The 24,981-nt window shown below is 69.0% G+C and carries 22 protein-coding genes and 1 tRNA gene; 18 read left to right on the top strand and 5 right to left on the bottom strand.

The genetic code is table 11. The features are described 5' to 3' along the window. Positions 1-16 precede the first annotated feature (16 nt). The 11 genes from AB4Z46_RS07100 to AB4Z46_RS07050 all read left to right on the top strand — a co-directional run bounded on the left by AB4Z46_RS07100 (position 17) and on the right by AB4Z46_RS07050 (position 8,908). Positions 17-1,060 carry a dialkylrecorsinol condensing enzyme gene (locus AB4Z46_RS07100; protein WP_442282770.1) on the top strand — a complete coding sequence of 348 codons (1,044 nt, stop codon included), beginning with the start codon at positions 17-19 and terminating at the stop codon, positions 1,058-1,060. Next, positions 1,050-2,186 (top strand): beta-ketoacyl-ACP synthase III, encoded by a 1,137-nt coding sequence (locus AB4Z46_RS07095; protein WP_442282769.1) that lies wholly within the window; start codon positions 1,050-1,052, stop codon positions 2,184-2,186. Before AB4Z46_RS07100 ends, AB4Z46_RS07095 begins: the two co-directional genes overlap by 11 nt. Positions 2,187-2,188: 2 nt before the next feature. Further along, positions 2,189-2,584 carry a hypothetical protein gene (locus tag AB4Z46_RS07090; protein ID WP_442282768.1) on the top strand — a complete coding sequence of 132 codons (396 nt, stop codon included), beginning with the start codon at positions 2,189-2,191 and terminating at the stop codon, positions 2,582-2,584. Continuing rightward, the gene (locus AB4Z46_RS07085; RefSeq protein WP_442282767.1) at positions 2,581-3,561 is read left to right on the top strand and encodes a BtrH N-terminal domain-containing protein; all 981 of its coding nucleotides are present in this window, start codon (positions 2,581-2,583) and stop codon (positions 3,559-3,561) included. Before AB4Z46_RS07090 ends, AB4Z46_RS07085 begins: the two co-directional genes overlap by 4 nt. Positions 3,562-3,571: 10 nt before the next feature. Then, a complete protein-coding gene (locus AB4Z46_RS07080; RefSeq protein WP_442282766.1) occupies positions 3,572-4,483 on the top strand; it encodes an ABC transporter ATP-binding protein in 912 nt (303 codons plus the stop codon). 39 nt (positions 4,484-4,522) lie between these two features. Then, positions 4,523-5,650, top strand: a complete 1,128-nt coding sequence (locus tag AB4Z46_RS07075; protein WP_442282765.1) for an ABC transporter permease — start codon at positions 4,523-4,525, stop codon at positions 5,648-5,650. After that, positions 5,647-5,922: an acyl carrier protein gene (locus tag AB4Z46_RS07070; protein WP_442282764.1), complete on the top strand. Its 276-nt coding sequence runs from the start codon at positions 5,647-5,649 to the stop codon at positions 5,920-5,922. Before AB4Z46_RS07075 ends, AB4Z46_RS07070 begins: the two co-directional genes overlap by 4 nt. Next, positions 5,919-7,004: a beta-ketoacyl synthase N-terminal-like domain-containing protein gene (locus tag AB4Z46_RS07065; RefSeq protein ID WP_442282763.1), complete on the top strand. Its 1,086-nt coding sequence runs from the start codon at positions 5,919-5,921 to the stop codon at positions 7,002-7,004. The genes AB4Z46_RS07070 and AB4Z46_RS07065 overlap by 4 nt, the downstream gene beginning before the upstream one ends. Next, complete coding sequence (locus tag AB4Z46_RS07060; RefSeq protein ID WP_442282762.1) at positions 7,001-7,519, top strand: hypothetical protein; 519 nt, start codon at positions 7,001-7,003, stop codon at positions 7,517-7,519. Before AB4Z46_RS07065 ends, AB4Z46_RS07060 begins: the two co-directional genes overlap by 4 nt. A 119-nt stretch (positions 7,520-7,638) precedes the next feature. Continuing rightward, positions 7,639-7,899 carry a hypothetical protein gene (locus AB4Z46_RS07055; protein ID WP_442282761.1) on the top strand — a complete coding sequence of 87 codons (261 nt, stop codon included), beginning with the start codon at positions 7,639-7,641 and terminating at the stop codon, positions 7,897-7,899. A gap of 94 nt (positions 7,900-7,993) precedes the next feature. Beyond that, positions 7,994-8,908 (top strand): hypothetical protein, encoded by a 915-nt coding sequence (locus AB4Z46_RS07050; protein WP_442282760.1) that lies wholly within the window; start codon positions 7,994-7,996, stop codon positions 8,906-8,908. 39 nt (positions 8,909-8,947) lie between these two features. On the opposite strand, the gene AB4Z46_RS07045 is transcribed toward AB4Z46_RS07050, so the two are convergent. The 3 genes from AB4Z46_RS07045 to AB4Z46_RS07035 all read right to left on the bottom strand — a co-directional run bounded on the left by AB4Z46_RS07045 (position 8,948) and on the right by AB4Z46_RS07035 (position 11,337). Beyond that, positions 8,948-9,523, bottom strand: coding sequence for a hypothetical protein (locus AB4Z46_RS07045; protein WP_442282759.1), 576 nt, complete (start codon positions 9,521-9,523; stop codon positions 8,948-8,950). After that, the gene (locus AB4Z46_RS07040; protein ID WP_442282758.1) at positions 9,504-9,905 is read right to left on the bottom strand and encodes a GreA/GreB family elongation factor; all 402 of its coding nucleotides are present in this window, start codon (positions 9,903-9,905) and stop codon (positions 9,504-9,506) included. The genes AB4Z46_RS07045 and AB4Z46_RS07040 overlap by 20 nt, the downstream gene beginning before the upstream one ends. A 328-nt stretch (positions 9,906-10,233) precedes the next feature. Next, positions 10,234-11,337, bottom strand: a complete 1,104-nt coding sequence (locus AB4Z46_RS07035) for a glycosyltransferase (RefSeq protein WP_442282757.1) — start codon at positions 11,335-11,337, stop codon at positions 10,234-10,236. A 462-nt stretch (positions 11,338-11,799) separates the two neighbouring features. On the opposite strand from AB4Z46_RS07035, the gene AB4Z46_RS07030 reads away from it, so the two are divergent. The 5 genes from AB4Z46_RS07030 to AB4Z46_RS07010 all read left to right on the top strand — a co-directional run bounded on the left by AB4Z46_RS07030 (position 11,800) and on the right by AB4Z46_RS07010 (position 20,763). After that, positions 11,800-11,873, top strand: a tRNA-Gly gene (locus AB4Z46_RS07030). 61 nt (positions 11,874-11,934) lie between these two features. Further along, positions 11,935-12,918: a response regulator gene (locus AB4Z46_RS07025; protein ID WP_442282756.1), complete on the top strand. Its 984-nt coding sequence runs from the start codon at positions 11,935-11,937 to the stop codon at positions 12,916-12,918. Continuing rightward, positions 12,915-17,030 (top strand): PAS domain S-box protein, encoded by a 4,116-nt coding sequence (locus AB4Z46_RS07020; protein WP_442282755.1) that lies wholly within the window; start codon positions 12,915-12,917, stop codon positions 17,028-17,030. Before AB4Z46_RS07025 ends, AB4Z46_RS07020 begins: the two co-directional genes overlap by 4 nt. An 89-nt stretch (positions 17,031-17,119) precedes the next feature. Next, positions 17,120-19,744: an alanine--tRNA ligase gene (gene alaS / locus AB4Z46_RS07015; RefSeq protein ID WP_442282754.1), complete on the top strand. Its 2,625-nt coding sequence runs from the start codon at positions 17,120-17,122 to the stop codon at positions 19,742-19,744. A 35-nt stretch (positions 19,745-19,779) separates the two neighbouring features. Further along, positions 19,780-20,763, top strand: coding sequence for a 2-dehydropantoate 2-reductase (locus AB4Z46_RS07010; protein ID WP_442282826.1), 984 nt, complete (start codon positions 19,780-19,782; stop codon positions 20,761-20,763). Here AB4Z46_RS07010 and AB4Z46_RS07005 read toward each other — a convergent pair. Further along, positions 20,760-21,512 (bottom strand): transporter substrate-binding domain-containing protein, encoded by a 753-nt coding sequence (locus AB4Z46_RS07005; protein WP_442282753.1) that lies wholly within the window; start codon positions 21,510-21,512, stop codon positions 20,760-20,762. The two genes, AB4Z46_RS07010 and AB4Z46_RS07005, sit on opposite strands and share 4 nt — an antisense overlap. 41 nt (positions 21,513-21,553) lie before the next feature. After that, positions 21,554-22,861, bottom strand: coding sequence for an MFS transporter (locus tag AB4Z46_RS07000; RefSeq protein WP_442282752.1), 1,308 nt, complete (start codon positions 22,859-22,861; stop codon positions 21,554-21,556). 292 nt (positions 22,862-23,153) lie between these two features. Here AB4Z46_RS07000 and AB4Z46_RS06995 point away from each other — a divergent pair, with 292 nt between their 5' ends. Together AB4Z46_RS06995 and AB4Z46_RS06990 are read left to right on the top strand one after the other, a co-directional pair. Further along, positions 23,154-24,137, top strand: coding sequence for a Bug family tripartite tricarboxylate transporter substrate binding protein (locus tag AB4Z46_RS06995; protein ID WP_442282825.1), 984 nt, complete (start codon positions 23,154-23,156; stop codon positions 24,135-24,137). 9 nt (positions 24,138-24,146) lie between these two features. Further along, complete coding sequence (locus AB4Z46_RS06990) at positions 24,147-24,962, top strand: SDR family oxidoreductase (RefSeq protein ID WP_442282751.1); 816 nt, start codon at positions 24,147-24,149, stop codon at positions 24,960-24,962. Positions 24,963-24,981: the final 19 nt, after the last annotated feature.

Here is a 24,981-nt window from a genome sequence, read left to right as displayed (position 1 = left end):
CGGCGCCGCGGGACCCGTGGCGGGTTCCTGGCTCGGGCGCGCCGTCTATACTCGAAAACTTTGCCCGCTCCTCGTTACCGTGACTTCATTCTCCCCGAGCACGATCGGGCCGCCCAAGCGCGTGCTCGTCGTTCGGTATTCCCAGACCGGGCAACTCGACGCCGTATCCGACCAGATCCTCGGGCCGCTTCTCGCAGATCCGCGCATCCACGTGCATGTCGAGACGCTTCGGCCGGCGCAGCCGTTTCCGTTTCCGTGGCCGTTTCTTGCCTTTCTCGATGCCTTTCCCGAGACGGCCCACATGCGCCCCCTGCCGCTGGCGCCGCTGTCGCTCAGGGGTGACGAAGACTTCGACCTCGTCGTCCTGCCGTACCAGGTCTGGTTTCTTGCGCCGTCGCAGCCCATCACGGCCTTCCTGCAACACCCTGTGGCGCTGCGACTGTTGAAAGACAAGCCGGTGGTGACCGTGATCGGCTGCCGCAACATGTGGTTGATGGCGCACGAAAAGCTCAAGGCCATGCTCGCTGCAGCCGGGGCGCGGCTGCTCGACAACGTGGTGCTGACGGATCCGGGTCCCACGTTCGCCACCTTCGTCACGACACCGGTGTGGTTGCTGTTCGGACGCAAGCGAGGGTTCTGGGGCATGCCGGATGCAGGGTTGGTTCCGGCTCAGATCTCGGGTGCGCGGCGCTTCGGGCTGGCATTGCGTGACGGCCTTCGCAGCGATGCCGAGCGGGGCACCGAACCCATGCTTGCCGGCCTCGGTGCCGTGGTGGCCGAGCCGCGTCTCTACTTTGGCGAGAAGGTAGGCACCCGCAGCTTTTTTCTCTGGGGCAAGCTGCTCATGGCGGTGGGACGGCCCGGCAGCGTCCAGCGCAAGCCGCTCCTGGTGACGTACGTGCTCTTCCTGTTCACCCTCATCGTGACGGTCCTGCCTGTCAGCCTCGGGCTGCAGGCTTTGCTGCGGCCCTTGTTCAGGCAACGGCTGACTAGAATCAAGGCCCGCTTCGAGTTGCCTTCCGGCTCGGCCCATGACCGACGCCATCGCTATGACCGTTGATGTTTTCCTGACGCGCTCCGCCGCATTCTTGCCCTATTCCCCGGTCAGCAACGAAGAAATCGAAGATGTCCTCGGCATGGTCGGTGGCCAGGCATCGCGGGCGCGTCGACTGATTCTGCGGAGCAACGGCATCCTGTCGCGGCACTATGCCATCGACCGCGCCACCGGCAAGGCAGGAATGACCAACGCGCAACTGACGGCGCGTGCGATTCGTGCGCTGGGGGATGACATCGGCGCGGTCGACTGCCTCGCGACCGGCACTTCGTTGCCCGACCAGCTCTTGCCCAACCACGCCGTGATGGTGCATGGCGAACTGGGTTGGCCGCGCCTCGAGGCCGTATCGTGCGCCGGCATCTGCCTTTCCGGCACGGCGGCCTTGAAGCACGCGTGGCTTTCGGTGCGTGCCGGCGAGGCGCAGCGCGCCGTGGCCACCGGCTCCGAGCTGGTGTCGCCGTTGCTGATGGCCTCGAACTTCGAGGCCGAGTTCGCGCACAAGGTCCAAGTGCTCGAACAGCGGCCCGAGATTGCCTTCGAGAAGGACTTTCTGCGCTGGATGCTGTCCGATGGCGCCGGCGCCGTGCTGCTGGAACGGCAGCCGCGCGGGCCGTCGTCCTTGCGGGTCGACTGGATCGACCTGTCGTCCGCCGCGCACGAACTGCCTGCCTGCATGTACGCCGGCACCGATCGCGATGCCCATGGGGCGCTTCAGGGCTGGATGCAGACCTCGCCCTCGCAGTGGCACACGCAGTCCACCTTCGCCATCAAGCAGGACGTGCGCCTGCTCAACGAGAACATCGCCCGCGCCACCCTCGGCGATCCGCTGCGGGAACTCATGGCAAGGCGCGACCTGAAGGCGAACGAGATCGATTGGTTCCTGCCGCACCTGTCTTCGTTCTACTTCGAGCAGCCGATGCGCGAGTGCCTGGAAGCGGTGGGCCTGCCGATTCCACGCGACCGCTGGTTCACCAACCTCGCGGAAAAGGGCAACACGGGCGCAGCCTCGCCGTTCATCATGCTCGACGAGCTCATTCGTTCGGGTCGTATCCGCACGGGGCACAAGCTGCTGATGTTCGTTCCTGAAAGCGGCCGTTTCTCCAGCGGCTTCATTCACCTGGAAGCCGTGTAGCGATGGACGTCGACGCAGTCCCGCAAGAGGGCAATGCCACGCTCGGCGGGCATCGAAAGCTCATGTACGCACGCGATGCCGACGGCCATACCGTCACGGTCGGCTCGCGCGGCTGGGAGGCCGAGGAGATCGTCACGGCCCATGCGGTCGATGCGCTCGCGGCGCAGGCCGAAAGCGCACGCGCGCGCGTGTTGGCGGGCGCCGCGTCGCCGCTCGAGTACTGGATGTATGAGCGTCGCATGGACGTGGCGCTGCTGTCGCAGGCCAGCGGATTCTGGCGCTGGCGCGTGCGGCGCCACTGTCGGCCGCGCGGCTTTGCGGCGCTTTCTTCCAGGCAACTGGCACGCTATGCCGACGCATTGGGCCTGTCGATTCCGATGCTCGAGCGCCTGCCATGAAGTTTGAGCACCAGCACGCGGCGCATTGCGAGAGCGGCGTCATCTCCGGCATGCTGCGACAGCACGGCGTGCCCATGACGGAAAGCCTCGCGTTCGGGCTCTCGTCGGCGCTGTCGTTTGCGTACCTGCCGTTCATCAAGATCTCGGGGATGCCGCTCGTCTCGTACCGTGCGCAGCCCAGGAGCATCATCAAGGGCTTGCTGGCGCCGCTGGCGGCGCGTTGTCGCTTCGAGACCTTCCGCAGCCCGCAAGCGGGGCAGGCACGGCTCGATGCCTTGCTGGCCGAGGGCCAGCTGGTCGGCTTGCAGACCTCGGTGTACTGGCTGCCGTACTTTCCGCCGAACATGCGCTTTCACTTCAATGCGCACAACCTGTTGGTGTACGGCAAGGAAGGCGACGACTACCTGATCAGCGACCCGGTGTTCGAAACACCGATGCGCTGCGCCAGCGCGGACCTCGCGCGCGCGCGCTTCGCCAAGGGCTTGCTGGCGCCCAAGGGGCTCCTGTATTGCATCCAGTCGATCGAACGCAAGACGATCGAAGCGCAAGCCATCCGCAACGCCATTCGCAGGAACATCCGCACCATGCTGGCGCCGGTGCCGATCGTCGGCGTGCGCGGCATGCGCATGCTGGCGAACAAGCTGGCATCCTTGCCGGTCGGGGATGCGCACACGGTGGACTACATCGGCCATGTGGTTCGCATGCAGGAAGAAATCGGCACCGGAGGCGCGGGATTCCGCTTCATCTACGCGGCTTTCCTGGAAGAAGCCGCGCAACTGGCGGCGCTGCCGCAACTGGTCGGATACGCCAGCCGCCTGACCGAGATCGGCGACGGTTGGCGCTTGTTTGCGCTCAAGGCCGCGCGCATGGTCAAGGGACGCGAGGCCGTCGAACCGCCCGCGCTGGCCGGGATGCTGCGCATTCAGGCCGATCACGAGGAAGCCTTCTTCCGCGATCTGAAGCGCGCCGTGGCATAAGGACGCGCAAATGCTGTCCTTAGAGCAGGTGAGCTACCGCTATCCGGGCACCGTGCAGCCCGCGCTGAACGGCGTGTCGCTGGCCGCTCGACGCGGCAGCGTCCTGGGGTTGCTCGGCCCGAACGGCGCGGGCAAGACCACGCTGATCTCTCACCTGTCGGGTGCGCTGGCCGTGCAGAGTGGCCGCGTGCTGATCGACGGCGAGCCCTTGCATGCGGTGCGTGCGCGCACGCCCACGCGCATCGCCGTGGCGCCGCAGGAGCACGCCTTCTATCCCATGCTGACCGTGGCGGAGAACCTGGCCTGCTTTGCGGCAGCGGGCCGGCTTGCCGGTGCGCGCAGGCAAGCCCGCGTGGCGGCATGCATGCACTTCGCGCAACTCGGCGCATTTGCCGCGACGCGGGCGGAGCGATTGTCGGGCGGGCTGAAGCGGCGGCTCAACCTTGCCATCGCCTTGCTGGCAGAGCCCGAATTCCTGTTGTTCGACGAACCGACCGTCGGGGTCGATCCCCAATCGCGTGCCTTCGTGCTCGAGGCCATCAAGACCCTGGCCGCCGAAGGCGCCGCCGTGATCTATGCGTCGCACTACATGGAGGAGATCGAAGCCATCGCGGACCGCGTCGTCATCCTCGATCACGGCCGGGTCATGCGGGATGGCACCCTGGAGGCTCTTCTGTCCGAAGGCGCCACGGTGCTGACGGTGCGTGTCGATGGTGGCGACGCGGGCCTGCTCGCACGCTTTGGCGCGGTGCTGCAGGACGCCGACCTCTGGCGCGTGCGCCTGGCCGCAGGCATTCGTCCCGCCGAGGTCCTGGCGGCGCTCGACACTGCCGGAGTGACGGTGCGGCACGCCGATTTCGGTCGCCAGAACCTCGAGCAGCTGTTCATGGCGCTGACGCATCGCTCCCTGCGCGATCTCTGAGGACCCAGATTGCTGTCGGCGCTTGTCAAGAAAGAACTGTTGGCCCTCGCGCGTGATCTGCACGGGCTGGCCGCGCTGTTTCTGATGCCTTTGATCTTCATCGTCTTGATGTCGCTGGCGCTCAAGGACTACTACAACCCGTCGCTCGCTGCCTTGCACTATGCCGTGGATTCGCGCGATGGCGGCGCGCCCGCACAGATGCTGCTCACGGCATGGACGCGTACCCACGGCACGCCCCAGCCGCTGCCGGGCGACTGGCGAACGCAGTTGCTTTCCGGAAAGCTCAAGTATGTGATCGTGCTGCAGCCCGGCTTGTCGGATGCGCTGGACATGCCGTCGTTGCCGATCGCGCCCCACGTGCAATTGCTGACCGAGCCCGGCGTCGACGGCAACCTGTTCAATGCACTGCGCGCCGAATTGATGAGCACGGCCGGAGAGGTCAAAGGCCGGCTGGCCTTCGCCGTCGCAGGCGGGCCTCCGCCGCCGCCCGATGCGTCGATGGCCGCGCTGGTGCAGGCCGAGCGCTTCGCGCCGGCCGGACCCCGGCCCACGGCCGTCCAGCAGAGCGTGCCGGCCTGGCTGGTGTTCGGCATGTTCTTTGTCGTCGCGTCGATGTCCAGTCTCTTCATTCAGGAGCGTGCCTCCGGCACGCTGGGGAGGCTGCAGGGCCTGGGCGTCTCGACCGGCATCCTGCTGCTCTCCAAGGGCCTGCCTTACCTCGGCGTCAACGCCGTGCAGGCCGCGCTGATGCTGGCCGCCGGGGTGTGGCTCATGCCCCTGCTGGGCGGCGATGCCCTGTCGCTCGCCGGAGTGCACTGGGGAACGCTGGCCATTGCGCTGGCAGCCATCAGCCTCGCGGCCGTGAGCCTGTCGCTGGCACTGGCATGCGCGGTGCGCACCCACGCCCAGGCTGCGACGGTCGGTCCTGTCGCCAATGTGCTGATGGCGGCCGTCGGCGGCATCATGGTTCCGACGTTCGTGATGCCCGTGTTCATGCAGAAAGTGGCCGCATGGTCTCCGATGAACTGGGGGCTGGAAGCGCTGCTCACGGTGCTGCTGCGCGGTGGCGGCGTGGCGGGCGTGATGCCTGAAGTCCTTCGCCTGATTGCTTTCTCCGCGGCCATGCTCGCGCTGGCCGCCCTGTTGTTCAGAAGACCCGCCGCATGAACGAACGGACCTCGCTGCCTGAACTGATCGCGGCGTTGACGGCACTCGTGCTCGATGCCGTCGAGCAGCCCGCACCCGACGGCGGCTTGAGCCCCGACGAGCCCCTGTTCGGCCCTGACGCCCGGCTCGACCTCGACTCGCTCGATGCGCTGCAGCTGTCGATGGCGATTCAGCAGCAATACGGTGTGCGCATGCCCGACAGCAAGGAAACGCGCCGCGCGCTCACGTCGATCGCGCACCTGGCGGCGTATCTCGGCGCCAGGCGATCGTGAGCGACGTCCCGGTGTACATGGCAGGGAGCGGACTGGCCTGTGCGCTGGGGCGCGACCGGCAGGAATCCCTGGCCGCGATGCGGCGCGGCGGCGTCGCCCCGACGCCTGTGACGGCGGTGGAGGGCTTCGCCTGGCCTGTTCATGTGCTGCCGCCCGATGAGGGCGACTGGTGGCAGCGGCTGCGCCGCACCGTGTGCGACGTGGTTGCCCAATGCGGCCTTCCGGACGCGCAGGCAACGGCGGAGATGCCGCTTTTCGTGGCATCGTCCTCGCTCGATGTGGGCCATGAGGAAGAAGCCCGTCGCCTGGCCGGCGACATGCAGGTCTTTGCCGACGCGGTGGGCGACGCCATCGGTTGGCGCGGGCCGGTGTTCACCGTCTCGACGGCTTGCACGTCGGCAGTCAATGCGGTGCTTGCGGCGGCGGAACTGATTCGCGACGGTGCTGTGCCGCGGGCGATGGTGCTGGGCATCGAGTTCAGCAACCGCCTCACGCTGGCCGGGTTCGGCGGCATGCAGCTGCTGTCGCCGGACCGTGCCTTGCCTTTCGGTGCCGATCGAAACGGTCTGGTTCTTGGCGAAGCGGTGGCTGCGATGTACCTGAGCGCCGCACCGGCACGCTGGTGCCTGATCGGCGGTGCCAACGTGGTCGCGGGCACGACGCCGACCGGCGCCCACGCCGGCGCCATCGGCGCAGCCTGCCGGGCCGCGTTGCAGCAAGGCGGCCTGCGTGCGCAGGACATCGACCTCATCAAGCCGCAAGCCGCCGGAAGTCTCAACAACGACGCCATCGAGGCGGCCGCTTTGGCGACGGTGTTCGACACATTGCCGCCCATGGTCGCGTTCAAGTCGCTGATCGGCCATACGCTCGGCGCTTCGGGCGCGGCGGAACTGGTGCTGCTCACCGCCTGCATCGAAGCAGGGGTGTGGCCGGTCGCGAATCACGCCCTGGACCCGGCGCTGGGCGTGGTGCTCGCCGAGCGGGCGCCGACGAATCTGCAGCACATCCTGGTCAACGCCATCGGATTCGGCGGCGGCCATGCGGCCTTGCTGCTGAAGGATTGCGGCGCGCCATCGGCATGACCATGCCATCTGTTCCGGGCTGGCGGCTTGCCGCGCATTGGGTGGCCGATCCTCCGCCGCCCGATTGGCGCAATGCGCTGGCTGTGCGGCTCGGTGCGCGACCGCGCCGGATCGGCGTATGGGCGGAGCTGGCGCTGTACGGCGCATGGCAGTGCCTGGATGCGTCGGGCGAATCCTCTCTGCCATCGGACGCCCGCCTGCGGGTGGCAAGCCTGAGCGGCTCCGCCGGTGCCATCCGCGCCAGCCTGGAGCGATTGCCCACCGGTCTGCCGATGCCCTTCGATTTCATGCAAAGCCAGCCCGCATTGCTGCTCGCGGCGCTTGCCAAGGGCTTGGCATGGCAAGGCGACGCGAGCTTCATGTCAGGCCGCAACGTGCCGTTGCTCATGCGCATGGCATTGCACGGCGCCGGGCCGGGGGGGCTGTTGCAGGGATGCGTCGACGAAAGCCCCGACGCGCTGCGCAGCGAGTGGTGGCGCTGGGTGCCGGACTCGCGGTGCGCGAGCGCCTTCTGACGGACGGGACGGAATGCCGCATTGCAAGGCATTCATGCGGAAGTTGCATCAATTCCAGTCGCTGATTTCATCGAGGGCCGAGCCGTTGCAGGCATAGCATTGATGCAAGAGGTGCACTGATGATCGCGAACCTTCAACGACTGGACTTCGATGCCATCACAGCGGCGACGCTGCCCGGCAGGGCCGCGAAGCCCGGCGCGACGCATGAGGCGATCGTCGACGCACCACCCGCCGCGAGGATCGATCCGATCGCCGAGTTCTTCGAGCGCAGCGTCGAAGACCGATACCGCGACTGGGATCTTTGCGCCAACGTCGCCCATTGGGCGAGCGTGTCGGCGGGTGTCGCGCTGATGGTCGTCGCTGGCCTGGATCTGTTCTAGCCGGGGTGGGCATGCGGCGCAGTGCAGTGAGAAATAATGTCTGGAAACGCAACGCGGGCTGCGTTCCGTGCCTGCTTGTCGCTAACCTAGCGCGATGACCGCTTTCGCCTTGCAGGGCGTCGGCGCCGGCGCCCCCATCGGACCGCCGCCGCCTGCGCCCGATCTGCCGACACCGCCACCGTCGACGCCGCCGCCGGCCCCCGCGGTGGACCCGCCGCCTTCGAACCCGCCGCAGGTCGAACCCGGCGCGCCGCCGCCGGTCGCCGACCCGCCGCCCGGCGCCTTGGCGCCCGGCCGGCTGCATGCGCGGCGGCTGCGGGAGATCCATCGCTCGGCGGGCTGGCCGTGTGGCGATGCCATCGAGGTCGACCTGCTCGCCGCGGGGCTGCTCGCTCGCATGCGTTCGGCGCAGGGCCACGAGACCCTGCGCCTGACCGATGCGGGCATCGCGCAGCTCGCGCGCACGCTGGTCGTCAACCGGGCCGCGATGTCGCGCCACGAAGCGCTGGTCGAACAGGTCGCGCGCGAGATGACGCGCGCCGGTCGCGTGGCCTGGCGCGGCCTGAGCCTGCGGGCCCGGCTGCCCGGCGCGGCCGAGGGCGACAAGCCGCGCTGGTGCGTGGCCCGCCCCGATGTCTTCTCGATCCGCAACACCAGCGTCGAGGCCTACGCGCAGCCGATCGTGCACGAGGTCAAGGTCAACCGGGCCGACCTGCTGAGCGACCTGCGCAAGCCCGACAAGCGGGCGGCCTACCTCGACCTCGGCGGCGAATGCTGGTACGTGCTGGGCTGCGACGCCAAGGGCCGCCCGATCGGCGAGCCGGACGAGATCCCCCTGGAATGCGGCGTGCTGGTCGCGCAGCAGGGGCGGCTGGTGGTGGCGCGCCCGGCCGTGCACCGTGCCCTGCCGCGGCTGCCGTTCCCGGTCTGGATGGCGCTGGCCAAGGCGCAACCCGTGGCGGGCTTCGACGACGACCTGCAGGAGTTGCTGACCGGCTTCGACGAGTGAGCCGGCGTCTGCCGACCGCGGGGTCCGGCCGGCCCGGGCTCAGGCTCGCCCGGGTGCGTAGCGCAACAGCCAGATCCACAACGCCGCGGTACCGCCCGTGAGTTCGCGCAGGAACACGGGGTAGCCCAGCAGGTCGGCCAGGCGCACTTCGGCGCGCAGCACGACGCAGTCGGTTTGCAGGTCGTTTTCCAGGACGTTCGCGTGCCGGCGGACCAGCTCTTCGAGCGCCTGCGCCGCATGCGCCCGCGGCACCTGGGCGCGCACGAACATGAGGGGCTGCAGTGGCCCGCCGCCTTGGTGGTCGGGCACGCCGTGCACCTGCGGCGCGTCGAGCTTCACCGACGCGCCGTGCGCCTGCATGATGAACGCCACCGCCTGTTCCAGCGCGTCTTCGTGCGCGGCGCAGATCGTGATGCGGTCCTCGTCGTCCACCAGCAGGCAGCACTCCGGCTTGGTGAGCCACTCGAGCAGGCCGCTCCGCCGCAGCGCCGCCAATGTCTCGGGCGCCGCGGTGAGCGACTGGCGCAGGGGATAGCGCGCCAGCTCGTCGTCATCGCGGGCGCGTCGCGCGCTCGCCGCCGGAAGACCTGCCCGTTCAGGTCGTGTAGTCGCCATGGGCCTCTGGCTGGAAGAGGATCTCGGCCACCCGGGCGCCGCCTTCGTCGCCGCCGGGCATCTGCCATTTCGCGGTGGCGCCGGCCCGCAGGCCGATCAGGCCGGTGCCCACCGGCGACAGCACCGAGACGAAGCCGGCGGCGGGTGCGGCGTCGCGCGGATAGCAGAGCGTCAGCTCCTGGCGCTGCCCCGAATGGGCGTCGACGATCGAGAACTGCGAATACATCGTGATGACGTCCGGCGCGACGTCGCACGAGCGCACCACATCGGTCGTGTCCAGCAGGTCCTCGAGTTCGGGAAGGGATTTCCCGTCGATCAGTTTGGCAAGGCGAACGTGATCGAGTTCGGTGAGCATGCGCTCGCCGTGAATCTTTGCAGGCATGAAGCACTCCAGTCGAATGCGGCCGGCCCCGATGGTTGGGGTGGTCGCGGCAGCGCGGGGCAGAGGCCCGGCGATCGATGGTTGCGCTAGAAAAGGGTAAGGGGGGATCGCCGGGCTGAGGAGTCTGCGGCCGGCTCGCGCGGTTCCAGCAGCGTCGCCCCGTTGCCGAACGCGGGCGTGCGAAGGCCTGCCGCAAAAGCGGAAGGCGCTGCGGCGCGGCAGGCGGTGGGATGGGGGACCGGGAAGACCATGGGGTGGATTGTAGGCGGCGATGAGCGATTGGGGCGCGGGGGCTTTCTGCCGCGCTGGCGTCGGTATGCGCAGTCGTTCACGAACCGGCAGGAAGCCGGGCGCCGCGCTGGCGCTCGATCGTGTGCTCGATCGCCTTTCTGATCCGCTGAAAAACCTTCGGGTTGCTGAATGCCTCCACCGAGGCGCGGATCGTGCCGGGCGGCGGCAGCAGCGAGCGGTCGTCGACCAGGGCCTGGATGCGGGCGGTCAGTGCCGCGTTGTCGCCCACCGGGTAGAGCCAGCCGTTGTGCCCGGTCCGGATGATGTCCGACGGACCGGACGAACAGTCGCTGCTGACGCACGGGATGCCGCGGGCCATCGCCTCGATCAGCACCATCGGAAAGCCTTCGAAGGCGGAGCACAGGACGAGAAGGTCGGCCTCGTCGAGCGCGGCCCAGGGATCCGGTTGCCAGCCCGACCATTCGATGCGCTCGGCAATGCCCAGTTCGACCGCGAGCGCTTTCAGCTGGGGGCCGTCGCTGTCGTGGAAGCTGGCCCCGACCAGTTGCAGCCGCCAGTCTCCCCGGACCTCGGCGAGCGCACGCAGCAGGTCGTCGGTGCGCTTCTGTTCGCCCACCATGAGACGGCCGATGTGGGTGATCCGCAGCGGACCTCGCGTCGAGCGCGCGATCGCTGCAACCGATTCCATGCGGGTGCCGTTGTTGACCAGGTGGACGCTGTCGGGCCGGATGCCGTCGAGCGCGGAGATCGACTCCGCGATCTGGCGGCTGATGCAGATATGGCCGTGCGCATGCCGAAACAGGCGCGTCTGCTGCTTGAGCACGTTCGAGAAATGTACCCAGGCCATGACCGGCCGCCGCAGACCGGCCAACGCGAGCGCCACCCTGACCAGCGCAATGGTGGAGCCATAGATCACGACCACCGCGTCGGGCGGATGCTGTCGGCAGGCGCGGATCACCGCCGGCAGGCCCTGGATCATCTGCCGCTTGAGGGAGGTCGGCCCGTTCTTGATTTCGGTGTAGGCCAGCCCCTGGTGCCAGCTGCCGTCGACCGTGCTGGCGCAGAGAGCGAGAACCCGGACGTGATCCCCGTTGGCCCGGGCTTCCTCGGCCAGCGATCGCACGCAGGTTTCGATGCCACCTCGGCCGGACAGGGTGCCGACGACGACAAGAATGTCCATGCGTTACTTCCGGTTCATGTCCAAGTGTGCAATAGGGATCCGGGCGCCGGGCTGCTCGCGCCGGCCTCGCGCTTCATTGGTTCAGGCTGCACTCCCAACCCTCCTCGGCTGGCTATTGGTTATCCTTACATTCTGTGTCCTGATGCCGAAGTAGGTAAAGAGAAAGTTCTCTTACTTGTCATGAATTCTAAGGCGAGGGCGATGCAGCCCTTGACGCCGAAGGCCGACCACAGGTGCCGCAGCCAGGCGGATGGGTCAGGGTCGCCGCAGTGCCTCTTTTTGAGGCATCGCGTCGGATGGCCAGTCTGGAGTCGATCCCCGGCGTTTCGCATGCGGTTTTCCACAGGGCTGTCCACGGGCCTGGTGGAGAACCCTGATCGGGCCCTGGCGCGGACATCGAAGAACATGGACCTATACTCCGGACTGTCGTCGGGCGCACGCCAATGCGCTCGATCGGCCGATGCGGGTGTAGTTCAATGGTAGAACGGCAGCTTCCCAAGCTTCATACGAGGGTTCGATTCCCTTCACCCGCTCCATCCACACCGAAGCCCGTCACGTTCGCGTGATCGACGGCTCGGCTTCCGGCAGAATGCCGCGATGAAAAAATCAGCGGTCGAGGGGAGCCTCCTTCTCGTCGACGACGACCCCACCATCATCCAGCTGTTGAGCCGGATGCTCTCGAACTACCCGACCGTCCGCTTCGCGACCAGCGGCGTCGACGCGCTGCGCCTTTGCAAGGAGGCTCAGCCCGACCTGATCCTGCTCGATGCGCAGATGGGCGACATGAGCGGCCTGCAGGTTTGCGAGGCCCTCAAGGCCGACGTCGCACTGGCCGATGTGCCGGTCATCTTCGTGAGCAGCCACCAGGAGTCCGAGCTCGAGGTGGCCGTGCTCGAGATGGGCGCGGTCGACTTCATCCGCAAGCCTTTCGACGCACCGCAGGTGCTGGCGCGCGTGGCCACCCAACTGAAGCTCAAGCGCCTGGCCGACGACCTGCGACGGCTCTCCAGGATCGACGCGGCGACCGGGCTCGGCAACGACAGCGCGCATGCGGAGCAACTGCAGCGCGAGATCCTGCGCGCTGCCGAGTCCGCCGGGCCTGTCGCGCTGGTGCTGCTCGAGCTGGATTTCTTCGCTTCCTATGAAGCGCTCTACGACCGCAAGGCCGCCGAGGCCTGCCTGGTTGCGGTCGCCGACGCACTGCGGCGCAGCATCCGCCGGCCCGGCGACTTCGCTGCGCGCCTCGGGCGCGACCGCTTCGCGCTGATCCTCGCCGACACGGCGGCCGACGATGCGCTCCATGTCGCCAATCGGGCGCTGCGGGCCGTGGAGGCGCTGGACATCGGACACCAGGGCTCCGCCGTGTCGCGCCACGTGACTTGCAGCGCCGGCGTCGCCTGTCTCGATGCTGCCGTCCAGGGCGCGCCCGATGCGCGGGCCGTGGACGACCGGCGCGCGGCGCTCGAACGCGCCGCCGACGCGGGCCTGGCCCAGGCGGTGCAGGCGGGTCGGGCCCAGGCCTGCCTGGCACTCCCCGTGTTTGCCGAGGCAGGGACGGACGCGGTCGGCGAGCCCGATTGAGCATTTCCACGTCGCTGCGGGCGTCCGCGCGTTCGCTCGTGTGGCTGGCCCTCGGCCTCGGCGCGGCCGCCGGCGCCGCATTCCTGCAAGTCGGCTACAACGAGTCGCTGGCACGCACGCGCTTCGAGGCCCTGTCGCGGCGGGCCGTCGATCAGGTGGCCGCGCGCATGCACGCTTTCGAATCCGGATTGCGCGGTGCGCGCGGTGCGGTGATCGCCGCCGGCGGGGACGCCGGCATCACGCGGCTGCGCTTCGCGCAATACAGCGCCTCGCAGGACATCGAGCGCGAGTTTCCCGGCTCGAACGGCTTCGGCTTCATTCGCCGCGTGCCGGTCGACCAGGAGGCCGCATTCGTCGCCGCCGCCCGGCTCGACGGCAAGCCCGATTTCCGGGTCCACCAGCTCGGCCCCAACGACGGCGAGCGCTACGTCATCCAGTACTTCGAACCCTCCGATTCCAGCATTCCCGCGATCGGGCTCGACATGGCCTCCGAGCCGCGCCGGCGCGCCGCCGCCGAACGCGCCATGGCGACCGGCGAGATCGTGATGTCGGCGCCGATCACGCTGCTGCGGCGCGGCGATGCGCCGAGGTCCGTGCTGCTGCTGCTGCCGGTCTACCAGGTCGAATCGCAACTCGCGGCGCTGAAGCAGCGCCACCGCCGGTCGGCGCCGACGCGCGGGACGCGCGCCGAGACGATCGGCTGGATCTACACGCCGCTGGTCCTCGACGAGGTGCTGAAGGGTTTCGACTTCCAGGACGGCCAGTTCGCCATGGCGCTGGCCGATGCGGGGGACGACGGCAAGCCCGATCGCTTCTTCGTGTCGCCCCAGTTCCCGGCCGCCGGCGCCGGCGGGCTCCGCAACGTGCTGCCGCTGGCGCTCTATGGGCGCAGCTGGCAGGTGGAGATCGTCGCCAAGCCGCTGTTCCTGAAGCAGCTCAACCTTCGCAGCCCCTGGGCGGTGTTCCTGATCGGCGCGACGCTGGCGACGCTGTTGGCGCTGCTGTCCTTCATCGAGCAGGTGACCCAGCGCCGCAAGCAGCGCGAGAGCGAGCAGCGCTCGCGGCTGGCCGCGATCGTGACCAGCTCCAACGACGCCATCATCGGCTGCGGGCTGGACGGCAAGATCACCGAATGGAACGACGCAGCGGCCAAGATCTTCGGCTACTCCGCCGACCAGGCCCTCGCGCACCCCACCCATGCGCTGCTGCTGCCGCCGGAGTACCTGGACGAGGAAGAGGCGCTGCTGCGGCATGTCGCTGAAGGCAGAGCGGTCGCCGCCTTAGAGACCTTCCGGCGCCACCGCGACGGCTCGCCGGTGGCGGTCTCGGTGGCGGCCGCGCCGATCCGGTCGGCCGACGGCCGGGTGGTGGGCGTGGCGCAGACCGTGCGCGACATCACGCACGAGAAGGCGACCAAGGCGCGCATCCTCGAACTCAATGCCACGCTCGAGCAGCAGGTGAGCGAGCGCACGGCGCAGCTGGCGGCCCTGTCGATGCGTGAGCGGGCGATCCTGGCCGATGCGGCGAGCGCCATCATCGCGACCGATGTCGACGGCGTGGTCCGGCTGTTCAATCCCGCCGCCGAGGCCTTGCTGGGCTATCCGGCGGCCGAGGTCGTGGACCGGGCGGAGATGATCCGCTTCCACGACGCGGCCGAAGTCCATGCCCGTGCCGAGGCGCTCAGCGCCGAGCTGGGCCGTCCGCTCGAGGTCTGCGAGGTCTTCGCCCGGGCGCCGGGCGCTGCCCGCGGAGATCCCCGCGAGTGGACCTACGTGCGCAAGGACGGCAGTCGCGTCGCGGTGCACCTCAACGTGAGTCCGCTGCGCGACGCCGCGAACGCGGTGATCGGCTTCATCGCCATCGGCTCCGACCTGACGGAGCGAAAACTGGCCGAAGAAAAGCTGCGCAGCAACGAGCGCTTCATGCGCATCGTCACCGACAACATCCCGGGGATCGTCGCCTACTGGACGCCCGACATGCGCTGCACCTTCGCCAACAGCGCCTACCGGCGCTGGCGGGGGCTCGCGCCCGAACAGATGGTCGGCACCACGCAGCGGGAGCTGCTGGGCCCCGAGCAGTTCCGTATCAGCGAGCCCTACATCCGCGCGGCCCTCGCCGGCAAGGACCAGCGCGTGATGCGCACGCGCGTCCTGGCCGACGGATCGACGGCGCACTACTGGCTGCACTACATTCCCGATCGTGACGAGCAGGGCGTCGTGCAGGGCTACATCTCGGTGGCGGTGGACGTCACGGACATGCGACGGGCGCAGGATCAGCTCGAATCCCTGAATCTGGCGCTCAAGGAACGCAGCGCGCAGGCGGAGTCGGCGAGCCGGGCCAAGAGCGAGTTCCTGGCCAACATGAGCCACGAGATCCGCTCGCCGCTGAATGCGGTCATCGGCCTGGCCTACCTGTTGCGCCAGACCTCGCTGGACGAGACGCAGCGAGACTTCCTGCAAAAGATCGACGCCTCCAGCAACGCGCTGCTGGGCGTCATCAACGACATCCTCGACATCTCGAAGATCGAAGCCGGAGAGATGGCGCTCGACGAATCCGGATTCGATTTGCGCGAGCTGCTCGACGGCGTCATGGCCATGGCCTCCGTGAACGCCCTCGGCAAGGGCATCGCGCTCCGGCTGGAAACCGGAGACGGGTTGCCGGCGCAGCTGCGCGGCGACCAGACGCGGCTGCGCCAGATCCTCGTCAACCTGATGAGCAACGCGGTCAAGTTCACGGCCGAGGGGTCGGTCTGCCTCAGCGTGACGGCCGAGAAGCGGCAAGACCGGCATGTGCAGATGTGCTTTGCCGTGCTCGACACCGGCATCGGCATCGAATCCGAGCTGCTGGGCCGCGTCTTCGCGCCGTTCACCCAGGCCGATTCGTCGACCACGCGGCGCTTCGGCGGCACCGGGCTGGGGCTCACGATCGTCAAGCAGCTCACCGAGCTGATGGGCGGTGAACTCGGGGTCGCCAGCACGCCGGGCAGCGGCAGCGAATTCTGGGTCGTGCTGCCGCTGGAGATCGCCGCCGATGCCGTGGCGCCGGGCGCCGCCTCTCCCGATCAGGACCTGTCGCGGATCCGGGTGCTGGTGGTGGACGACAGCCCGGTCAATCTGCTGGTCTGCCAGAACATCCTTGGGCGCGCGGGCGCGGAGGTCCGCCTGGCGAAGGATGGCCGCGAGGCGGTCGAGATGCTGCGGGCGGGCCCCGGGTCGTTCGACCTGGTGCTGATGGACGTCCACATGCCGGTGCTCGACGGCAACGAAGCGACGCGGCGGATTCGCGGCGAGCTCGGCCTCGCGGCCTTGCCGGTGATCGCGTTGACCGCGAGTGCCCTGGTGGCCGAGCGCGAGCGGGCCTTCGAGGCCGGCATGAACGACTTCGTGAGCAAGCCCTTCGATGCCGAGGCGCTGGTGCGGACCGTGCGGCGCTGGGTGGAGCGGGCGCGCGGCGGCGAGGCGCCCGCTGCACCGGTGAAGCCGATGGCCGAACCTCGGCTGCCGGCGGACTGGCCGGTCATCGAAGGCATCGACGCCGTGGATTCGTTCCGGCGGCTGCAGGGCGATCGCGGGCTGCTGGCCAGCGCGCTGCGCCGGCTGCTCGCCGAATTCGCCGATCTGGCGCAGGAGGAGGGCGCTGCTGCCTGTGCGGACTCGGTCGTGGCGCTGGCCGCGCGGCTGCACAAGCTGCAAGGCAGTGCCCGCACCCTTGGCATCCACGCGGTGGGGCGCCACGCGGCAGAGGCCGAAGCAGGGCTCCAGCGGGGCGGCCGCCAGGCGCCGCAAACGCAGGCGGCATTGGGCGCGCTGGCCGGGGCGCTGCGTCGGCTGCAGGTGGCGGTGCAGCCGTTCCTCGAGGCCGCCGCCGGCGGGACGCAGGCCCGCGGCGCCGCGCCGCCCGGCCCCGAAGACCTTGCCGACTGGATCGGCGAGCTGCGGCAGCAGAGCGTTTCCGCCATGTCCCGCTTCGACGAACTCGGCCCGTCGTTGCGGACCCGCCTCGGGGCGGAGCGCTTCGAAGCGCTGGAACGCGCGATGCAGCAGCTTCGATTCCAGCGCGCGGTCGAGATCCTGGAGGAGGCCGAAGCGGCCCTCCAGCCCCCAAACCTATAATCGAAGGCTCCAGCAGATCAAGCAGTCAGGTGGGTTCGATGCAGGGGCTGCCCCCAACCGGCCGCCTTCGCACAAGCCAAGAACCCAAGATGAGCCAGCCCACCTTCAGCGTCGCCGACATCCGCAAGTCGTTCCTCGATTTCTTTGCGACCAAGGGCCACACCGTCGTGCCCTCCAGTTCGCTGGTGCCGGCCAACGATCCGACCCTGATGTTCACCAACTCCGGGATGGTGCAGTTCAAGGACGTGTTCCTCGGCAGCGACCGCCGCCCCTACGTGCGCGCAGCCTCGGTGCAGGCCTGCCTCAGGGCCGGCGGCAAGCACAACGACCTCGAGAACGTCGGTTACACCGCGCGCCACCACACCTTCTTCGAGATGCTGGGCAACTGGAGCTTCGGCGACTACTTCAAGCGCGAGTCGCTCAAGTGGGCCTTCGAACTGCTGACCGAGGTCTACAAGCTGCCGGCCGAAAAGCTCTGGGCCACGGTCTACATCGAGGACGACGAGGCCTACGACATCTGGACCAAGGAGATCGGCCTGCCGCCCGAGCGCGTGGTGCGCATCGGCGACAACAAGGGCGGCCGCTACATGTCCGACAACTTCTGGATGATGGCGGACACCGGCCCCTGCGGCCCGTGCAGCGAGATCTTCTACGACCACGGCCCCGGGATCGCGGGCGGCCCGCCCGGCAGCCCCGATGAAGACGGCGACCGCTACATCGAGATCTGGAACAACGTGTTCATGCAGTTCGACATGCAGCCCGACGGCAGCGTGAAGCCGCTGCCCGCGCCCTGCGTCGACACCGGCATGGGCCTGGAGCGGCTGGCCGCGATCCTGCAGCACGTGCACAGCAACTACGAGATCGACCTGTTCGCGGCCCTGGTCAAGGCCGCGTCGCGCGAGACCGGCGAGCCGGACCTGGGCAACAAGAGCCTGCGCGTGATCGCCGACCACATCCGCGCCACCGCCTTCCTGGTGGCCGACGGCGTGATTCCGTCGAACGAAGGGCGCGGCTACGTGCAGCGCCGCATCGTGCGCCGCGCGATCCGCCACGGCTACAAGCTGGGCCAGAAGAAGCCCTTCTTCCACAAGCTGGTGCCCGACCTGGTGGCGCTGATGGGCGACGCCTATCCCAAGCTTCGCGCCGACGAGAAGCGCATCACCGAGACGCTGAAGGCCGAGGAGGAGCGCTTCTTCGAGACCCTGGCCAACGGCATGGAAATCCTCGATGCGGCTTTGGCCGGCGACGCCAAGGTGCTGCCGGGCGACGTCGCCTTCAAGCTGCACGACACCTACGGCTTCCCGCTCGATCTGTCGGCCGACGTCTGCCGCGAGCGCAGCGTGGCGGTCGACGAGGTGGGCTTCCATGCCGCGATGGAGAAGCAGAAGGCCGCGGGTCGCGCCGCGGGCAAGTTCAAGATGGAACGCGCGGTCGAGTACAGCGGCGCGGGCAACATGTTCACGGGCTACGAACTGCTCGAAGAAAAGGCGACGGTGGTCGCGCTCTACTTCGAAGGCGCGCCGGTGCCGCAGCTGGCCGAGGGCCAGCCCGGCATCGTGGTGCTCGACACCACGCCCTTCTATGCCGAGAGCGGCGGCCAGGTCGGCGACCAGGGCGTGCTCGTTGCCGAGGGCGTGCAGTTCGGCGTCGAGGACACGCAGAAGATCAAGGCCGATGTCTACGGCCACCACGGCACGCAGACCCAGGGCACGCTGAAGGTCGGCGACGCCGTCACGGCCCGGGTCGACACCGAACGCCGCGCCGCCACCATGCGCAACCACAGCGTCACCCACCTGATGCACAAGGCATTGCGCGAAGTGCTGGGCGAGCACGTGCAGCAGAAGGGCTCGCTGGTCGATGCCGACAAGACGCGCTTCGACTTCGCGCACAACGCCGCCGTCACGCCCGAGCAGATCCTCGAGATCGAGCGCCGCGTGAACGCCGAGATTCTGGCCAATCAGGCGACCCAGGCGCGCCTGATGGACATGGAGTCGGCGCAGAAGACCGGCGCGATGATGCTGTTCGGCGAGAAGTACGGCGACACGGTGCGGGTGCTCGACATCGGCAGCAGCCGCGAGCTCTGCGGCGGCACGCACGTTTCGCGCACCGGCGACATCGGGCTCTTCAAGATCACCAGCGAAGGCGGCGTGGCCGCCGGCGTGCGCCGCATCGAGGCCGTGACCGGCGCCAACGCGCTGGCCTACCTGCAGCAGCTCGAGGCCACGGTGCACAGCGTGGCCGCGACGCTCAAGACGCCGGCCTCCGAACTGCAGGGCCGGCTCACGCAGGTGCTGGAGCAGGTGAGGGCGCTGGAGCGCGAGGTCGGCTCGCTCAAGGGCAAGCTGGCCTCGTCCAAGGGCGACGAACTGCTGGCGCAGGCGGTCGACGTCAAGGGTGTCAAGGTGCTGGCGGCCAAGCTCGACGGCGCCGACGCCAAGACGCTGCGCGACACCATGGACAAGCTCAAGGACAAGCTCAAGACCGCGGCCATCGTGCTGGCGGCGGTCGAGGGCGGCAAGGTGCAGATCGCGGCCGGCGTCACGGCCGACACCATGGGCCGCGTGAAGGCCGGCGAGCTGGTCAACTTCGTCGCCCAGCAGGTCGGCGGCAAGGGCGGCGGCAAGGCCGACATGGCGATGGCCGGCGGCACCGATGCGGCGGGCGTGCCGGCGGCGCTGAAGTCGGTGCAGGGCTGGGTCGCGGAACGCGTCTAGCCGTGGCGGACGACGTGGCGGTCGACATCCTCGTGATGGGCGCCGGCACCATCGGCTCGTTCATCGGCGGCCGGCTGGCGGCGGCGAAGGTCCGCGTGACCTTCGTGGGCCGGCCGCGCGTGCTGGGCGAACTGGCGCAGCACGGCCTCACGCTCACCGACCTCGACGGCCGAAAGAGCCACGTGCCACCGGCCGAGTTGCATCTGTCCGATGTCGTGCCCGCGGGCATCAGGCCCGCGCTGGTGCTGCTGACCGTCAAGAGCGGCGCGACCGCCGAAGCCGCGGCCGAGCTCGCCGCGGTTCTGCCGGCCGGCACCACCGTGCTGTCGCTGCAGAACGGCGTCTCGAATGCGCGGGTCGCCGCCGAGGCCGGGCCGGGCCTGCATGTGCTGCCGGGCATGGTGCCCTACAACGTCGCCGAGATCGGTCCGGGCGCCTTCCATCGCGGCACCGAGGGCCGGCTGGCGGCCCAGGACCACCCGGCGCTGCGGCCCTGGGTAGCCGTGTTCGAGCGTGCCGGCGTCCCGATCGATCTCCATGCCGATCTTCTGCCGGTCCAGTGGGGCAAGCTGCTGTTCAATCTCAACAATCCGGTCAATGCACTGTCGGGACTGCCGCTGCGCGACGAGCTGCTGCAGCGCGGCTACCGGCGCTGCTTCGCGGCGCTGATCGACGAGGCGCTGGCCGTGCTCGAGCGGGCCGGCATCGCGCCGGCCCAGCTCGGTGCGGTGCCGGCGGCGCGGATCCCGTCGATCCTGCGGCTGCCGACCCCGCTGTTCCGGCTGGTCGCGGCGCGCATGCTGCGCATCGACGCCAAGGCGCGCTCGAGCATGGCGGACGACCTGGCGCGAGGCCGTCGCACCGAGATCGACGTGCTCAGCGGCGAGGTGGTGCGGCTGGCGCAGGACCACGGCATGCAGGCGCCGCTCAATGCGCGGATGGCCGAACTGGTTCAGGCCTGGCCGGCACGCCGCGAGCGCTGGCCGGCGCGGCAGTTGCTGACCCAGCTGGGGCTCTAGGCAGGCAGGCCACCGGCCGGCGCCACGCTGGCGCCCTGGATCCGGTGCCGGGCCAGCGCATCGGCCACGAAGCCGCTGGCCTTCATCTCCTCGACGAAGGCGGCCAGGGCGGCGGCGGCTTCGGGCCCACGCGAAGCGGGCGTTCCCATGGCCTGCTGGATCACCATGAAGCGACCCGGCAAAAGGCGCAGGCCGGCGTCGCGCGCGGCCTCGGCTTCGAGCACCTGGCGGATGCCTGCCGCCACCTCGGCCTGGCCGGCACGCAGGCACTCCATCACGCCCTGGGCACCCTGCACGCGCACGATCCGCGCCTGCCTGATCTCGCGCGTGAGGAACAGGTCGTAGGCGCTGCCGCTGCCGACCGCGATGCGCTGCCCGTCGCGATCCACCTCGTCGTTGTCGCGGATCGCAGAACCCGCCGGCACCAGGTAGCTGCCTTCGATCAGCACATAGGGCGCGGTGAAACGCAGCCCTTCGCTGCGTGCCGGGTCGATGGCGAAGAAGCCGATGTCGGCCTTGTCGTTGCGCACCGCATCGACGGAGGCGGCCGCCTTCTCGAACACGACCAACTCGACCGCGACGCCCAGCCGATCGGCGAAGGCACGCGCCAGGTCGATCGAGACGCCGACCGGCTCGCCGGTGGCGGCGTCGCGGCCGGCGAGGATCGGGTTGCCGAGGTTGATGGAGGCGCGCAGCGCGCCGGTCGGCGTGAAGGCCGAAACCACGGTCGGGGACAGGGGGGTGCTCATGGCCCCGGATTCTGCCGCAGCGGGGTCCGCGTTTCGAGGCCTCAGGCGACCGCCGCCTTGCGCCCCTTGCGGTAGAGGATCAGCGTCGCCGCCAGCCCGCAGACCGCCGCCACACTGAGCCACAAGGCCGGCGCCGCCTTGTCGCCGGTCGCCTCGATCAGCCAGGTCGAGATCGCCGGCGTGAAGCCTCCGAACACGGCGGTCGCCAGGCTGTAGGCGAGCGAGAAGCCGACCACGCGGACCTCCACCGGCATCACCTCGGTCAGGGCCACGACCATGGCGCCGTTGTACATGCCGAACAGGAACGAGAACCACAGCAGCACGTCGAGCATGCGGCCGAAGCTGGGCGCCGCCGCCAGCCAGTGCATTGCCGGATAGGCCGTGAAGATGGCCAGCAGCGTGACGGCCAGCAGCAGCGGCTTGCGGCCGATGCGGTCCGACAGCGCGCCGCCGATCGGCAGCCAGATGAAATTGGTGACCGCCACCAGCAGGGTCACGACCAGACTGTCGCGCGCGCTCAGGTGCAGCACGGTGCGCCCGAAGGTCGGCGTGTAGACCGTGATCAGGTAGAAGGTGGTGGTGGTCATCGCGACCAGCAGCATCCCGCACAGCACCACGCGCCAGTTGCGCGCCATCGACTGGAACACCTCGCGCGTCGTCGGATGGTGCTTGCGAGCCTGGAAAGCCTCGGTCTCCTGCAGCGAGCGGCGCAGCACGAAGATGCACGGGATGATCAGGCAGCCGACGAAGAACGGGATCCGCCAGCCCCAGTCGGACAGCGTGGCCGGCGCCATCATCTCGTTGAGCGCGAAGCCCAGCGCGGCGGCCAGCACGATCGCGACCTGCTGGCTGGCCGATTGCCAGGCGGTGTAGAAGCCCTTGTGGCCCGGCGTCGCCATCTCCGACAGATAGACCGAGACGCCGCCGAGCTCGGCGCCTGCCGAGAAACCCTGCAGCAGCCGGCCCAGCAGGACCAGCACCGGCGCGACGACGCCGATCGTGGCGTAGCCGGGAACGAAGGCGATCAGCACCGTGCCGCTGGCCATGATGGCCAGCGTGACGATCAGCCCCTTGCGCCGGCCCACTTCGTCGATGTAGGCGCCCAGGATGATGGCGCCCAGGGGCCGCATCAGGAAGCCGGCGCCGAAGACCGCGAAGGTCAGCATCAGGGAGGCGAAGTCGCTGCTGGCGGGGAAGAAGGCCTTGGAGATGTAGGTGGCGTAGAAGCCGAACAGGAAGAAGTCGAACTGCTCGAGGAAGTTGCCGCTCGTGACGCGCAGCACGGCGCCGAGCTTGGAAGTTCTGGCCGTGGGCGCCGGGTGGCCGCTGGCGAGGGTGGCTGTGCTCATGGAGGTCTCCTGCGAATGTGCGGCACGCGGCTGCACGGTGCGTCCATCGTAGGAAGGCAAGCTGTCGATCAGCCGTCGGCGCGCTCGGGGTATGTCCGGCCCCCGGAAGTCAGGCCTTGCTCAGCGCAGGAGGTGTATGGCGCGCCGTTCTCGCAGTGAGGCATAGGGTTTTTACCTATATTTCACAGGCATTTCACCTACTATTCTCCATCCCACCGTTTCATTACTAAATCAGTGTTTTATTGGTGAAACAAAGCGAGTTCTCCCTCCCTCCAAGGAAGCGCCTCCCATGATGAAGAAGACACGTCGCCAAGCCCTGGCCCTCGCGCTCTGCACCGCCGCCGCCTGCCTGGCCGGCCCGACCTGGGCCCAGGCCTGGCCGACCAAGCCGATCACGCTGGTGGTGGCCTATCCGGCCGGTGGCGATACCGATGCACTGGCGCGGCTCTTCGCGGAGAAACTTTCGACCCGCCTCGGCCAGCCGGTGGTGGTCGACAACCGGCCCGGCGCCAGCGGCGTGATCGGCAGCAGCTATGTGGCCAAGGCGCCGGCCGACGGCTACACGCTGCTGGTGGCGCCGAGCACCTTCTCGATCGCACAGATCGTGCTCAAGACCGGCGCGGGCGCCGGCTACGACGTGGTGAACGGCTTCACGCCCATCATCCAGACCGCGATGATGCCGCTGTTCCTGGTCTCGGGCCCGGGCAGCGGCGCCAAGAGCCTGAAGGACATGGTGGCCACCGCGAAGAGCAGCCAGGCGCTGTCCTATGCCAGCCCGGGCAGCGGTTCGCCGATGCACATCCTGGGCGAGATGTTCAACAAGACGGCCGGCGTGAACATCAAGCACGTGCCGTACAAGGGCGTGGCGCCGGCGATCAACGATGTGCTCGGCGGCCACGTGCCGCTGACCGTGGTCACCTACGGGCCGATCGCGCCCTACCTGTCGAGCGGCAAGCTGGTGCCGCTGGCGGTCGCCGACCGCGCCCGCTCGCCGCTCGCGCCCAATGTGCCGACGCTGCAGGAGCTGGGCTACAAGGATGTCGAGGTGGTTGCCTGGAACGGGATCTTCGGTCCCAAGGGCCTGCCGCCCGAGATCGTGAAGACGCTCAACGCCCACTTCAACGAGATCCTCAAGATGCCGGACGTCGCTTCCAGGATGGCGACGCTGGGCGCGCTGCCCCTGGGCGGCACGCCCGAGACCCTGGCCAAGACCAATGCCGCCGATTTCGAGCGCTTCGGCCGCGTCATCAAAGACCTCGGCATCCAGGCCGACTGAGAAGAACCCATGACCCAACCCAGCGTGACCCCCGACCACCAGAGCCTGCAAGCCCTGCTTGCGGAACTGCCCGCCAACCTGCTCGCCGGCCGCAAGGTCCTGGTGACGGGGGCCGCGCGCGGCCTGGGCCTCGCGTTCGCCAAGTGCATCGCCGCCGCCGGCGCCGGCGTGGTGATGGCCGACATTCTTTCGGACCTGGCCCAGACCGAGGCCGCGGCGCTGCGCGAGGCCGGCTTCACGGCCCACGCGCTGGCGGTCGACCTGTCGGACCCGGCCTCGATCGAAGCCTGCGCCGCCGCGGCGACCACGGCGCTCGGCGGTCTCGACGGCCTGGTCAACAACGCCGCCATCACCAACTCGGGCGGCCGCGATGCGCAGGCGCTCGACGTCGACACCTGGGACCGCGTGATGAACGTCAACGTGCGCGGCACTTGGCTCATGAGCCGGGCCTGCCGCGCCGCGCTCGCCGCCGGCGGCCGCGGCGCGATCGTCAACCTGGCGTCCGACACCGCGCTGTGGGGCGCGCCGAACCTGCTGGCCTACGCCTCGAGCAAGGGCGCCGTGATCTCGATGACGCGCTCGCTGGCGCGCGAGTGGGGCGGCGAGGGCATCACGGTGAACGCCGTGGCGCCCGGCCTCACGCTGGTCGAGGCGACCGAATACGTGCCGCTGGCCCGCCACCAGAAATACCTCGAAGGCCGCGCGATCCCGCGCGAGCAGCAGGCCGCCGACGTCTGCGGCGCGATGCTCTTCTCCCTCTCGGGCCTGTCGCGCTTCGTGACCGGCCAGTTGCTCGCCGTCAACGGCGGCTTCGTGATGCATTGATTTTTTCCGACCAAGGAGT

The sequence above is a fragment of the Variovorax sp. M-6 genome (genome assembly GCF_052114385.1).
Lineage (GTDB): Bacteria > Pseudomonadota > Gammaproteobacteria > Burkholderiales > Burkholderiaceae_C > Variovorax.
Note: the sequence above shows the minus strand (reverse complement) of the source record. Positions and strands in the feature narration are given on the sequence as shown.

What these genes read in the sequence shown, in the direction of transcription:
- AB4Z46_RS07060 (WP_442282762.1), top strand. Translation starts at nt 7,001, where the DNA reads ATGACCATGCCATCTGTTCCGGGCTGGCGGCTTGCCGCGCATTGGGTG.
- AB4Z46_RS07090 (WP_442282768.1), top strand. Translation starts at nt 2,189, where the DNA reads ATGGACGTCGACGCAGTCCCGCAAGAGGGCAATGCCACGCTCGGCGGG.
- AB4Z46_RS07095 (WP_442282769.1), top strand. Translation starts at nt 1,050, where the DNA reads ATGACCGTTGATGTTTTCCTGACGCGCTCCGCCGCATTCTTGCCCTAT.
- AB4Z46_RS07045 (WP_442282759.1), bottom strand. Translation starts at nt 9,523, where the DNA reads ATGGCGACTACACGACCTGAACGGGCAGGTCTTCCGGCGGCGAGCGCG.
- AB4Z46_RS07025 (WP_442282756.1), top strand. Translation starts at nt 11,935, where the DNA reads ATGAAAAAATCAGCGGTCGAGGGGAGCCTCCTTCTCGTCGACGACGAC.
- AB4Z46_RS06995 (WP_442282825.1), top strand. Translation starts at nt 23,154, where the DNA reads ATGAAGAAGACACGTCGCCAAGCCCTGGCCCTCGCGCTCTGCACCGCC.
- AB4Z46_RS07005 (WP_442282753.1), bottom strand. Translation starts at nt 21,512, where the DNA reads ATGAGCACCCCCCTGTCCCCGACCGTGGTTTCGGCCTTCACGCCGACC.
- alaS (WP_442282754.1), top strand. Translation starts at nt 17,120, where the DNA reads ATGAGCCAGCCCACCTTCAGCGTCGCCGACATCCGCAAGTCGTTCCTC.
- AB4Z46_RS07010 (WP_442282826.1), top strand. Translation starts at nt 19,780, where the DNA reads ATGGGCGCCGGCACCATCGGCTCGTTCATCGGCGGCCGGCTGGCGGCG.
- AB4Z46_RS07055 (WP_442282761.1), top strand. Translation starts at nt 7,639, where the DNA reads ATGATCGCGAACCTTCAACGACTGGACTTCGATGCCATCACAGCGGCG.
- AB4Z46_RS07050 (WP_442282760.1), top strand. Translation starts at nt 7,994, where the DNA reads ATGACCGCTTTCGCCTTGCAGGGCGTCGGCGCCGGCGCCCCCATCGGA.
- AB4Z46_RS07080 (WP_442282766.1), top strand. Translation starts at nt 3,572, where the DNA reads ATGCTGTCCTTAGAGCAGGTGAGCTACCGCTATCCGGGCACCGTGCAG.
- AB4Z46_RS06990 (WP_442282751.1), top strand. Translation starts at nt 24,147, where the DNA reads ATGACCCAACCCAGCGTGACCCCCGACCACCAGAGCCTGCAAGCCCTG.
- AB4Z46_RS07035 (WP_442282757.1), bottom strand. Translation starts at nt 11,337, where the DNA reads ATGGACATTCTTGTCGTCGTCGGCACCCTGTCCGGCCGAGGTGGCATC.
- AB4Z46_RS07070 (WP_442282764.1), top strand. Translation starts at nt 5,647, where the DNA reads ATGAACGAACGGACCTCGCTGCCTGAACTGATCGCGGCGTTGACGGCA.
- AB4Z46_RS07000 (WP_442282752.1), bottom strand. Translation starts at nt 22,861, where the DNA reads ATGAGCACAGCCACCCTCGCCAGCGGCCACCCGGCGCCCACGGCCAGA.
- AB4Z46_RS07085 (WP_442282767.1), top strand. Translation starts at nt 2,581, where the DNA reads ATGAAGTTTGAGCACCAGCACGCGGCGCATTGCGAGAGCGGCGTCATC.
- AB4Z46_RS07040 (WP_442282758.1), bottom strand. Translation starts at nt 9,905, where the DNA reads ATGCCTGCAAAGATTCACGGCGAGCGCATGCTCACCGAACTCGATCAC.